This window comes from Streptomyces sp. NPDC002044, from assembly GCF_040296725.1.
Lineage (GTDB): Bacteria > Actinomycetota > Actinomycetes > Streptomycetales > Streptomycetaceae > Streptomyces > Streptomyces antarcticus.
Window position 1 is genome coordinate 1 of record NZ_JBEOXU010000056.1, and the last position, 11,415, is coordinate 11,415.

Consider the following 11,415-nt stretch of genomic DNA (forward strand, 5'->3'; position numbering starts at 1 on the left):
CGCCATCGGGGCGGCCTCCGCCACCCGGCGCACGTACGGGGCGAGGCCCAGGGCCGCCGCGCCCGCGCGGGTCGCCGCCGCGGCGGCCGCGTGCCGGGCCTCCACCACGGGCAGGCCCTCGGCGGCGATCCGGTCCAGGCAGGCTTCCAGGGCCAGCATCTCCAGCTGCGCCGGGGCGTGGAGCAGCGCCGTGCGGCCGCCGTCGATCCAGCGCTCCTTCCAGTCGAGGAGGGAGAGGTACGAGCGGCGCGGCGCCGCCGGGTTCTCCGCGAAGCGGGCCCAGGCGCGTTCCGACACCGACACCGCCGAGACCCCCGCCGGGCCGCCCATCGCCTTCTGCGCGCCGATCACGCACAGGTCGACGCCCCACGCGTCCGGGAGCAGCGGCTCGGCGCCCACCGAGGCCACCGCGTCGAGCATGAACAGCGCGCCGTGGGCCCGTACGGCCTCGCCGATCTCCGCGACCGGGTTGGTGTTGCCGGTGGCCGCCTCCGCGTGGACCAGCGAGACGAAGTCGATCTCCGGGCGTTCGGCGAGCGCCGCCGCCACCTGTCCGCCCGTCACGGCGGTGTCGAAGGGGACCTCCAGATCCACCACCGTGGCCCCGCAGTCGCGCAGCCAGTTGCCGAAGGTGGTCCCGTACGGGCCGGTGACGACGTTCAGCGCCGTCGAACCGGGCCGGGCGCCGGACCGGATGCACCCCTCCAGGGGCAGCAGCGCCTCGCCCTGGGTGATCACCACGTCCTGTTGGGTGGAGAGCAGCTCGGCGACCCGCCGTTCGATCGACGCGAAGCGGTCCGCGGTGAGCGGCGGGAAGTCCAGGAGGGGGTGGGTCACGGCGGTGCTCTCTTCGTCCGGGCTCGTCCGGGGTCGTCCGGAGGTACCGGGAGAGCGTACCGAGCACGCACGTACAGTGCCGACATGACCGACGCCGATGCCGCCACCACCGCCGATGTGACCGAGACCGCTGCCGACCCCGCTGCCGGCACCGTCGCCGTCGCCGCTGCCGACGTCGCGCGGGACGGCGCGGTGTTGCACGTACGGGGTCGCGTGCTCGTCGGCCCCGACGACGTGCGCGACGAGCTCTGGGTGGTCGGCGGGCGGATCTCCTGGGAACGCCCGCGCACCGCCCGCGAGATCACCACGGTGACGGGCTGGGCCCTGCCCGGCCTGGTCGACGCGCACTGCCACGTCGGACTGGACTCGCACGGACCGGTCGACGCGGGGACGGCCGAGCGCCAGGCCCTCACCGACCGGGACGCGGGCACCCTGCTGATCCGCGACGCGGGATCGCCCTCGGACACCCGCTGGATCGACGGCCGCGAGGACCTCCCGAAGATCATCAGGGCGGGCCGTCACATCGCGCGGACCCGCCGCTACATCCGCAACTACGCCCACGAGATCGAGCCGGCCGACCTGGTCGAGTACGTCGGCCGGGAGGCGCTGCGCGGCGACGGCTGGGTGAAGCTGGTGGGGGACTGGATCGACCGCGAGGCCGGGGACCTGACGGCCTGCTGGCCGCGCGCCGAGGTCGAGGCGGCCATCGCCGAGGCGCACCGCCTGGGCGCCCGCGTCACCGCGCACTGCTTCGCGGAGGACTCGCTGCGGGACCTGGTCGAGGCGGGCATCGACTGCGTCGAGCACGCCACCGGGCTCACCGAGGACACCGTCCCGCTGTTCGCGGAGCGCGGCGTCGCGATCGTCCCGACCCTGGTGAACATCGCGACGTTCCCGAAGATGGCGGCGGGCGGCGAGGCGAAGTTCCCGCGCTGGTCGGCGCACATGCGGCGGCTGCACGAGCGCCGGTACGACACCGCACGGGCGGCCTACGACGCGGGCGTCCCGGTGTACGTCGGCACGGACGCGGGCGGTTCGCTGCCGCACGGGCTCGTCGCGGCGGAGGTGGCGGAGCTGGTGAAGGCCGGCATCCCGCCACTGGAGGCGCTCTCGGCGACCACCTGGGCGGCCCGCGCGTGGCTCGGCCGCCCGGGCCTGCAGGAGGGGGCGCCGGCGGACCTCGTGGTGTACGCGGAGGATCCGCGGGCCGACGTGCGCGCGCTCGCGCGGCCGCTGCGGGTCGTGGTGAACGGCACCGTCCGCGCCTGAGGCAGGCCCGGCCCGGGGCGCCGCGGCGCCGCGTTGACGGGGCGTGACATCGCTGGCCCCGCCGTCGTTAGGGATGCCCGCGCGGCTCTCCGTACCCGGGACGGATGCGAGCGGAGCGCACTCGCGTTCCTCCTGAGGCGCGAAGATTCGAATGTATGCGTGGAAACCACCCGTTGGGGTGAACTGACGTCAGGTTGCCGCTCGTTCACTCACAGTGCGTAAAGATTCCGAGGGTCGAAGCCGTCGGCGCGTGCGATGTCCCCCATTGGCGCCGCGACGGCACCCATCTCCCCGGGGGTTCCACCATCTTGAACAGCACTACCTTCCGCACGCCCGCGTTAGCCCTGCTCGCCACGGGAACGGTGGCCCTGCTCGCCGCTCCGCCCGCCTTCGCCACGGGCGGCGCGGGAGGCGGCACCGGGTCCGGGGGCGTGGGCAGGGCCGGCGCCGTCGTCCTGCGGGCCGGACTGGACGTGAGCCTGCTCAACAAGACCGTCAACGTCCCCCTGAAGACCACGCTCAACGAGGTCACCGCCCCGGCGGCCCCGGCGCAGAAGACGGCGCTGACCGTCACCCTGGACGGAGTCGAGGGAGGCGCGCCGGTCCGCGTGCTCCGCGCCGACGTGGCCACGTCCAAGGCGACCGCGGACAAGGACAAGGCGGAGGCCGAGGTGAACCTCGCCAAGGCCAGGGTGCACGTACCGGGGCTGCCGGCGCTCTCGCTCGTCGAGATGGAACAGGTCACCTCCAAAGCCGTCTGCGAAGCCGGCAAGAAGCCGGTGGCCAGCGCGAACGTCCTCGGCAAGGTGACCGCGCTCGGCAAGAAGGTCACCCTCACGGCCGGCGGGCCGACCAAGGTCGAGGTCCCGGGCGTGGGCCTGGTCAGCCTGGAGCTCTCCGGGACCGAGACCACCTCCGCCGCGGCGGCCGCGGCCGCCCTGCGCCTGAAGGTGTCCGTGAACCCGCTGAACCTGAACGTGGCCGAGGTGCAGGGCGAGATCGTGCTCGCCGAGGCGCACTGCGCTTCCCCGCCGGCGCCCGTTCCGATCCCGCCGAAGCCGGAGACGAAGCCCGACGTGAAGCCGCAGGCGGTCACGGACACCCGGACCGGAACCGTGACGCCCGTCACCACCGGCGCCAACCTGGCCGAGACCGGCGGCGGTTCGACGGCCCCGTACGTCGCGGGCGCCGCCCTGGTCCTGCTCGGGATCGGCGGGGGCGCCCTGGTCGTGACCCGGCGGCGCAGGACCTCGTGAGCCGCGCCGCCTGACGGGGGTGCCGTCCCAAGGAGCACCCGGAGGGGAGTGCTCGACGGGACGGCGCCCCCGGCGGAGCCGGAACCGGGGGCGCGGGGCGCGCCCGCCGGAGCGGGGCGGGGGGCAGGGGGCAGGGGCACGGCCGACCGCGGGCGGGGGCTCAGCGGGTGGCGTGCTCCAGGCCCTGCCCCGCCGCACCGCGCGACAGCACGGCCTCCGTGACCTCGCGGTCGATCCGCGCGTACTCGGCGCGCTTGGCCGCCCCGAGCCCGGTGTCGGCCGCCGCGCAGGACGCGCAGACGACGCGGAACGGCGGTCCCATGTCCGAGAACTGCGTCAGGTACTCGGCCTTGACCACCTCCCAGCGGCCCGGCCGGTCCGCCGCCGGGGCGAAGGTGAAACGGGGCACCGAGGACTGGTTGCCGCGCAGCTTGTCCGCCGGTACGAAGCTGGCGACCTGGTCGCCCATGCCGAAGACCACCCAGATGCCGTTGATCTTCTCGTACGGCTGCGGCACGTGGTTGTGGGTGCCCAGGACCAGATCGATGTCCGGGAGGCCGTCGGCGCCGCGGGAGGCGGTCAGGGCCCGCGCCAGCCCGCGCTGCTGCTCGTCGGGGGCCGTCTGCCACTCGGTGCCCCAGTGGACGCTCAGCACCACCACGTTCGCGCCGCCGGCCCGGGCGGCGCGGGCGTCGGCGACGATCCGGTCCTGGTCGATCAGGTTCACCGCCCACGGCTTGTCCGGGGGGAGGGGGATGCCGTTCGTGCCGTAGGTGTACGACAACTGGGCCACCTTCGCGCCGCCGGCCGCCATCAGGGCCGGCGCGGCGGCCTCCTGCGCGCTGCGGGCCGAACCGACGTGCGGGACCCCGGCGCGGTCGAGGTGGTCCAGGGTGCGGGCGAGGCCCTCGAAGCCGTCGTCCAGGGTGTGGTTCGAGGCCGTGGAACAGCTGTCGTACCCGGCGTCCTTCAGGGCGTCGGCCAGCTGGTGCGGGGCCTTGAAGAGCGGGTAGCCCGTGTACGGTCCGCCGGGCCGCCCGTACGGTATCTCGTGGTGGCATATGGCCAGGTCGGCGGCGGAGACGAGAGGTTTGACCCCCGCGAGGACCGGGCGGAAGTCGTACCCCCCGGCCGCGCCCGCGTCGTCCGCCGCCCGCTGGACGATCGACGGGTACGGGATGATGTCGCCGGTCGCCACCAGGGTGAACGGCCGCCCGGCCGGGGCGTCCGCCGCCCGCGGGGACGGCGTGGCAGGCGCGGTCCCGCCCCTCCCCGGCCCCTCCTGGAGCCGCTGCTGCGCGGCGGGAGCGCCGCCGCGGTCCAGCAGCCGGGGCGCGGCCCAGACGCCGCCGCCCACCACGGCCAGTGCGGCCAGGGCCGCGCAGATCCTGACGGATGCCTTCATGTCCGACCCCCCGGTGCGTACGTCCGCTGCGGGGCTCGTCGCCGCCCCCGGCGCCCCGGCGCCAGGGTACGTCGCCCGTACGGAGACCACAGGCGCGCGGCGGGGCCGGAGCAGCGTCCCCGGGCTCAGCGGCCGCCGCTGAGGGCCAGCGCGCGGTCCAGGGCCTGGAGCAGCCGGCCCGTCGTCACCCGGTCGCGGACCGCCAGCCGGAGCCAGGAGCGGTCCAGCCCCGGGAAGGTGTCCCCGCGCCGGACCGCGAACCCGAGGGCGCGCAGCCGGAGGCGGACCTCCGCCGCGCCCTCCACCCGGATCAGGACGAACGGCCCCTGCGCCACCCCCGAGACGGTGATCTCCTCGAACTCCGCGAGCCCCGCCAGCAGGTGCTCCCGGTCCACCGCGATCTGCCGCGCCGCCTCCCGCGCCTCGGCCAGCGCCGCCGGAGCCACGCACGCCTCGGCGGCCACCAGCGCCGGGGACGACACCGGCCACAGCGGCTGCGCGGCCGCCAGCTTCGCGATCACCCCCGGTTCGGCCAGGACGTAGCCGATGCGCAGTCCGGCCAGCCCCCAGGTCTTGGTCAGGCTCCGCAGCACCACCAGGCCCGGCAGGTCCATCCGGCCGGCCAGGGCCTCCCGTTCGCCCGGGACGGCGTCCATGAACGCCTCGTCCACCACCAGCAGCCGGCCCGGCCGGGCCAGCGCGGCCAGGGTGTCCGCCGGGTGCAGCACGGACGTCGGGTTGGTGGGGTTGCCGACCACCACCAGGTCCGCGTCCTCGGGCACCGCCGCCGGGTCCAGCCGGAAGCCGTCCTCCGCCCGCAGCACGACCCGCTCGACCCGGTGGCCCGCGTCCCGCAGGGCCGACTCCGGCTCGGTGAACTGCGGATGCACCACCACCGGCCGCACGGCGTCCAGGGCCCGCGCGATCAGCACGAACGCCTCCGCCGCCCCGGCCGTCAACAGCACCCGCTCGACCGGCAGCCCGTGCCGGTCCGCGACGGCCGCGCGGGCCGCCCGGCCGTCGGGGTACGCCGCGAGATCCCCGAGGGACGCCGCGATCCGCCGTGTGAGCCACTGCGGGGGAGTGTGCGCCCGTACGTTGACCGCGAGGTCCACCAGCGCGGCGTCCGCGTCCAGCACCTCCGCGTCGCCGTGGTGGCGCAGGTCGTGCCCCTGCGCCGTGGCCACCGCGCAGGTCGCCGCCACCGACCGGCGCTTGGGCACGAGCAGTTCCCCGCCCGCCGCCAGCGCCGCCGCCTCCGCGACCGAGGGGGTTGCGGAGGCGGCGCGCGCCGCCTCCGAGGGATGCGGCACCGCGATCTCGGCCAGTACCTCGGCGGGGTAGCCGAGCAACGGTACGCCGAAACGTTTCGCCGCGCCGGCGATCCCCTCCTCGTCCGCCTTCGAATCCACCGTGGCCAGCGCCGTCACCGCGTCCGCGGCCAGCCCGGCCCCCCGCAGCGTCTCCTCGACCAGCGCGCAGACCTCCGCGACGGAGACCCCCGCGCGTCCGCCGACCCCGACCACCAACCGCGTCGCGTACTCACCCACCGGGAAGCCTCCCTCCGTCGTCACCGTCATCGTGAACGCCACCGTCGACGTCACGCGAACATCGTCCGAACCTCACCCGTCGCCGCCCGTTCGTCAACCCGCCGCCCCCCGGTACCCCGGCACGGGCGTGCGCGCGGGGCGGGGAATCGGTATCCAGGGGGACATGGCCGTGATCGTCGCGTTGGGCGCGTTCCTGATGACCCTGGCGGGCGGATGGACGGCGCAACGCGTCACCGACCGCCGCCACCTCGTACTGGGCCTGGCCGGCGGGCTGATGCTCGGCGTCGTCGGGCTGGACCTGCTCCCGGAGGCCCTGCACGCGGCGGGCGACGAGGTGTTCGGCGTTCCGCTCGCCCTGCTGCTCTTCGTGGCCGGGTTCCTCGTCGCGCACGTCGTGGAACGCCTGCTGGCCGTACGCCGGGCCTCGCACGGCGCCGAGGACGGGGCCCGCGCCCCCGAGGTGGGGCTCACGGCGGCCTCCGCGATGGTCGGCCACAGCCTCGCCGACGGGGTCGCGCTGGGCGCGGCCTTCCAGGTCGGCGGGGGCATGGGCGTCGCCGTGGCGCTGGCCGTCATCACCCACGACTTCGCCGACGGGTTCAACACGTACACGCTCACCAGCCTGTACGGGAACGACCGCCGCAAGGCCGTGCTGATGCTCATCGCCGACGCTTTGGCCCCGGTCGTGGGCGCGGCGTCCACGCTGCTGTTCACCCTTCCGGAGGAACCGCTCGGCGCGTACCTCGGGTTCTTCGGCGGGGTCCTGCTGTACCTGGCCGCCGCCGAGATCCTGCCCGAGGCGCACCACGACCACCCCGCACTGTCCACGCTGATGTGCACGGTGGGCGGGGTGGCCGGGATCTGGCTGGTGGTCGGCCTCGCGGAGTGAGCTCACGGACGGTCCGCGGCCGCCCGCGCGAAGCGGCGGGCGACGGACGGCTCCGCCGCCCAGTGCGTGTGCAGGTAACTGGCGTGCACGCCCCGCTGTACGAAGCCCTCGACCCGGCGCTCCGGGTGCGTGAACCCCCACGCGGGGGAGGCCCCGGCACCCGGTTCGATCACCGTCCGGTGGAACTCGTGCCCGCGCAGCCGGGTCCCGGCCGGCGCGAGCGCGCTGTCGGACACCGCCACCGCCTCGCGGTAGCCCAGCGTGAGGCGCTCCGACATCCGCGCGTCGGCGTCGAGCACCCCGCACATCGGCTTTCCGTCGAGCGAGCGTCCCAGGTACAGCAGCCCGGCGCACTCGGCGGCCACCGGGCCGCCCGCCGCCGCGAAGGCCGCCACCGACCGGCGCAGCGCCTCGTTGGCGGACAGTTCGGGCGCGTACACCTCGGGGAAGCCGCCGCCGATCACCAGACCGCCGGTGTTCTCGGGCAGCGCCTCGTCCCGCAGCGGGTCGAAGACCACCACCTCGGCGCCCGCCGCGGTGAGCAGCTCCGCGTGCTCGGCGTACGAGAACGTGAACGCCGGTCCGCCCGCGACGGCGACGACCGGCCGCCCGCCGCGGAGCCGGGGGACGCCCTCCACCGGTCCGGCCGCGGTCGTCCCCGGGCTGCCCCCCGCACCCGCCAGGGCATCCGACGGCGACCAGGGCTCGCAGTGCAGCGGCGGGGCCGTCCGGGCCAGGGCCATCAGGGCGTCCAGGTCACAGCCCCGGCGCACCTGCTCCGCCAGCGCCGCCACCGACTCCAGGGCGTCCGCCCGCCGCTCGGCGACCGGGACCAGCCCCAGGTGCCGCGAGGGCGCGGCCACCTGCGGGGCCCGGCGCAGCACGCCGAGCACCGGCATCCCGGCCTCCTCCAGCGCCTCCCGCAGCATCACCTCGTGCCGGTCGGAGCCGACCTTGTTGAGGATCACGCCGCCCAGGCGCACCTGAGGGTCGAAGGAGGCGAAACCGTGCACCAGCGCCGCGACCGACCGCGACTGCGAGGAGGCGTCGACGACCAGGACCACCGGCGCCCGCAGCAGCTTCGCGACCTGCGCCGTCGACGCCAGCTCACCCCGCCCCGCGGCCCCGTCGTACAGCCCCATCACGCCTTCGACGACCGCGAGATCGCACCCGGCGGCCCCGTGCGCGAACAGCGCCGGCACCAGGTCCGGCCCGCACATGAACGCGTCCAGGTTGCGCCCCGGCCGGCCGGTGGCCAGCGCGTGGTAGCCGGGGTCGATGTAGTCGGGCCCGGCCTTGTGCGGGGACACGGCGAGGCCGCGCTCCGTGAAGGCCGCCATCAGGCCCGTGGTCACGGTGGTCTTGCCGCTCCCGGAGGACGGAGCGGCGACGACCAGCCGCGGTATGCCGGGCGACGTCACCACTCGATGCCCTTCTGGCCCTTCTGGCCGGCGTCCATCGGGTGCTTGACCTTGGTCATCTCGGTGACCAGGTCCGCGAACTCCACCAGCTTCTCCGGCGCGTTGCGCCCGGTGATGACCACGTGCTGGGTGCCGGGGCGGTCGCGCAGCACCTCGATGACCTCGTCGACGTCGATCCAGCCCCAGTGCATCGGGTACGCGAACTCGTCGAGGACGTACAGCTTGTGCGTCTCGGCGGCCAGGTCGCGCTTGACCTGCTCCCAGCCCTCCTTGGCCGCCTGCTCGTTGTCGAGCTGGGCGTCGCGCTGGACCCAGGACCAGCCCTCGCCCATCTTGTGCCAGACGACGGAACCGCCCTCGCCGGAGGCGCCGAGCACCTTGAGCGCGTTCTCCTCGCCGACCTTCCACTTCGCCGACTTGACGAACTGGAACACCCCGATCGGCCAGCCCTGGTTCCAGGCGCGCAGCGCCAGCCCGAAGGCCGCCGTCGACTTGCCCTTGCCGGGGCCGGTGTGGACGAAGACGAGCGGACGGTTGCGGCGCTGGCGCGTCGTGAGTCCGTCGTCCGGAACGACGGACGGCTGTCCCTGCGGCATTACGCGGCCCTCCTGTTGCTGCTCTGCGGTGTCGAAACGGTGGTCACGGCGGTACGTACGTCCTTCACGAGCCCGGCCAGCGAGTCCGCCCGCAGCCCCTCCAGGGTCACGGCGGGCGCTCCCAGATCGGCGGCCAGCACCCCCGCCAGCCCCAGCCGGACCGGGCCGGACTCGCAGTCCACGACCACCGAGGTCAGGCCCTCGGCCGCCAGCAGCCGGGCCGCACGGCCCGACAGCGCGCGGGGCGTGTCCCCCGGCAGCCCGCCGCCGAGCCCGCCCGCCGAAGTGGCCCGCCCGTCGGTGACCACGACCAGCAGCGGACGCCGCGAAGGGTCCCGCAGCCGCTCGATCCGCAGCACCTCACGGGCCTTCAGCAGCCCGGCGGCCAGCGGGGTGCGGCCTCCCGTCGGCAGCTGCTCCAGGCGCGCGGCGGCCGAGTCGACCGAGGAGGTCGGCGGCAGCGCCAGCTCGGCGCCGGAACCCCGGAAGGTGATCAGGCCGACCTTGTCGCGGCGCTGGTAGGCGTCCAGCAGCAGCGACAGCACAGCGCCCTTGACCGCGCTCATCCGCTGCCGGGCCGCCATGGAACCGGAGGCGTCGACGAGGAAGAGGACGAGATTGCCCTCGCGGCCCTCCCGCGTCGCCTGCCGCAGATCGTCCTTGCGGATCACCAGGCCGTGCCCGCTGCGCCCGCGCGCCTTCTGGTGCGGGGCCGCCGCGTGCAGGGTGGCCGCCAGGTGCAGCTTCGTCAGCTGGCCGCGGGGCCGCTGGGCCCCGGTGGTCCGGCCGTGGGCGGTACGGGCGCGCGAACGCCGCCCGGCCGCGCCCTCGCCGAGGCCCGGCACGCTCAGCACCTTGGTGCGGAACGGCTCGGCGGCGCGTACGGCCGCCTGCTCGGGCGCGGCCTGGGCCGCCCCGGACGGCTCCGGTCCCTCGGGGGAGTCCTCCTCCCCGGGGGCCTCCTGGGGCCCTGCGTCGTCCGGGCCCCGCTGTCGCTCGGGCGCCTCGGGGCCGCCGTCCCGCGGCGGGAGGCCGCCGCCCCCGCCATGGCCGGGGCCGCCGTCGTCCGGGCCCCCGTCGTCCGGGCCCCCGTCCCGCGGGGAGCCGTCGTCCGGACCCTCGGGCTCCGGCTCGGGCTCCGGCTCGTCGTCGGGGAAGCCGTCCAGGATGCGGTCCAGCTTGTCCTCGTCCAGGCCCGGCGCGTCGAAGGGGTTGCGGCGCCGCCGGTGGGGGAGGGCCAGCAGGGCGGCCTGCCGGACGTCCTCCTTGCGCACCTCGGTCCGGCCCGCCCAGGCGGCCAGCGCGGTCGCGGTCCGCGCCATCACGATGTCGGCGCGCATCCCGTCCACCTCGAACCCGGCGCACACCGCCGCGATCCGGAGCAGGGAGCCGTCCCCGAGCACCACCTTCGGCAGCAGCGACCGCGCCGCCACCACACGGGCCCGGACCTCGTGTTCGTCCCCGGCCCAGCGGTCCGCGAAGTTCGCGGGATCGTCCTCGTACGCGAGCCGGCGGCGCACCACCTCGACGCGCTGGGCGGGCTCGCGGGACGCGGCGACCTCCACCGTCAGGCCGAAGCGGTCCAGGAGCTGCGGGCGCAGCTCGCCCTCCTCCGGGTTCATGGTCCCGACCAGCAGGAAGCGGGCCGCGTGCCGCACGGAGACGCCCTCGCGCTCGACGTACGAGGCGCCCATCGCGGCCGCGTCCAGCAGCAGGTCGATCAGGTGGTCGTGGAGGAGATTGACCTCGTCGACGTAGAGAATGCCGCGGTGGGCATCGGCCAGCAGGCCCGGCTCGAAGGTCTTCACGCCCTCGGCGAGGGCCCGTTCGATGTCGAGGGCGCCGACGAGCCGGTCCTCGGAGGCGCCGACCGGCAGCTCCACCATCCGCGCGGGCCGGGCCCCGCCGGGCCCCGCCTCGTGGGGGCCGTCCGGGCAGGCCGGGTCCGGCGCGACGGGCGCGCACGAGAACCGGCACCCGGGCACCACGTCGACCTGCGGCAGCAGCGCGGAGAGCGCGCGCACGGCGGTGGACTTGGCGGTACCTTTCTCGCCGCGCACGAGCACGCCGCCGACCGCCGGGCTCACGGCGTTGAGCAGGAGCGCCAGCCGCAGGTCGTTCTGGCCGACCACTGCGGTGAACGGATAGGGCGTGCTCATCGGTTGCTCACTCCTTCTAGGGATATGTGCGGC

Annotated in this window: 9 protein-coding genes; 3 read left to right on the plus strand and 6 right to left on the minus strand. The window is 75.6% G+C overall.

Translation table 11 applies throughout. The features are described 5' to 3' along the window. Nucleotides 1-837 (minus strand): pyridoxal-phosphate-dependent aminotransferase family protein (locus ABT106_RS16170; protein ID WP_351277309.1); only part of this gene is annotated, 837 nt, incomplete at its 3' end. 192 nt (nucleotides 838-1,029) lie between these two features. Here ABT106_RS16170 and ABT106_RS16175 point away from each other — a divergent pair. After that, nucleotides 1,030-2,106, plus strand: a complete 1,077-nt coding sequence (locus ABT106_RS16175) for an amidohydrolase family protein (protein WP_351277382.1) — start codon at nucleotides 1,030-1,032, stop codon at nucleotides 2,104-2,106. Nucleotides 2,107-2,414: 308 nt separating this feature from the next. Further along, nucleotides 2,415-3,362 (plus strand): SCO1860 family LAETG-anchored protein, encoded by a 948-nt coding sequence (locus ABT106_RS16180; protein ID WP_351277311.1) that lies wholly within the window; start codon nucleotides 2,415-2,417, stop codon nucleotides 3,360-3,362. A 160-nt stretch (nucleotides 3,363-3,522) separates the two neighbouring features. Here the strand turns inward: ABT106_RS16180 and ABT106_RS16185 are convergent, their stop codons facing one another. Then, nucleotides 3,523-4,767: a CapA family protein gene (locus ABT106_RS16185; protein WP_351277314.1), complete on the minus strand. Its 1,245-nt coding sequence runs from the start codon at nucleotides 4,765-4,767 to the stop codon at nucleotides 3,523-3,525. A 125-nt stretch (nucleotides 4,768-4,892) separates the two neighbouring features. Further along, nucleotides 4,893-6,347: an Rv2231c family histidinol phosphate aminotransferase CobC gene (gene cobC / locus ABT106_RS16190; RefSeq protein ID WP_351277384.1), complete on the minus strand. Its 1,455-nt coding sequence runs from the start codon at nucleotides 6,345-6,347 to the stop codon at nucleotides 4,893-4,895. 133 nt (nucleotides 6,348-6,480) lie between these two features. On the opposite strand from cobC, the gene ABT106_RS16195 reads away from it, so the two are divergent. After that, on the plus strand, nucleotides 6,481-7,206 hold the full coding sequence (locus ABT106_RS16195; RefSeq protein WP_351277316.1) for a ZIP family metal transporter: 726 nt from the start codon (nucleotides 6,481-6,483) through the stop codon (nucleotides 7,204-7,206). 2 nt (nucleotides 7,207-7,208) lie between these two features. Here ABT106_RS16195 and ABT106_RS16200 read toward each other — a convergent pair whose 3' ends face one another. The 3 genes from ABT106_RS16200 to ABT106_RS16210 are packed head-to-tail and all read right to left on the minus strand — an operon-like array spanning nucleotide 7,209 to nucleotide 11,382. Then, nucleotides 7,209-8,630 (minus strand): cobyrinic acid a,c-diamide synthase CobB, encoded by a 1,422-nt coding sequence (locus tag ABT106_RS16200; protein ID WP_351277318.1) that lies wholly within the window; start codon nucleotides 8,628-8,630, stop codon nucleotides 7,209-7,211. Beyond that, nucleotides 8,624-9,223 (minus strand): cob(I)yrinic acid a,c-diamide adenosyltransferase, encoded by a 600-nt coding sequence (gene cobO, locus ABT106_RS16205; RefSeq protein WP_351277321.1) that lies wholly within the window; start codon nucleotides 9,221-9,223, stop codon nucleotides 8,624-8,626. The genes ABT106_RS16200 and cobO overlap by 7 nt, the downstream gene beginning before the upstream one ends. Then, nucleotides 9,223-11,382, minus strand: a complete 2,160-nt coding sequence (locus tag ABT106_RS16210; RefSeq protein ID WP_351277324.1) for a putative cobaltochelatase — start codon at nucleotides 11,380-11,382, stop codon at nucleotides 9,223-9,225. Before ABT106_RS16210 ends, cobO begins: the two co-directional genes overlap by 1 nt. Nucleotides 11,383-11,415: the final 33 nt, after the last annotated feature.

Coding starts and splice junctions, on each gene's coding strand:
- ABT106_RS16185 (WP_351277314.1), bottom strand. CDS start 4,767: ATGAAGGCATCCGTCAGGATCTGCGCGGCCCTGGCCGCACTGGCCGTG.
- cobC (WP_351277384.1), bottom strand. CDS start 6,347: ATGACGGTGACGACGGAGGGAGGCTTCCCGGTGGGTGAGTACGCGACG.
- ABT106_RS16195 (WP_351277316.1), top strand. CDS start 6,481: ATGGCCGTGATCGTCGCGTTGGGCGCGTTCCTGATGACCCTGGCGGGC.
- cobO (WP_351277321.1), bottom strand. CDS start 9,223: ATGCCGCAGGGACAGCCGTCCGTCGTTCCGGACGACGGACTCACGACG.
- ABT106_RS16210 (WP_351277324.1), bottom strand. CDS start 11,382: ATGAGCACGCCCTATCCGTTCACCGCAGTGGTCGGCCAGAACGACCTG.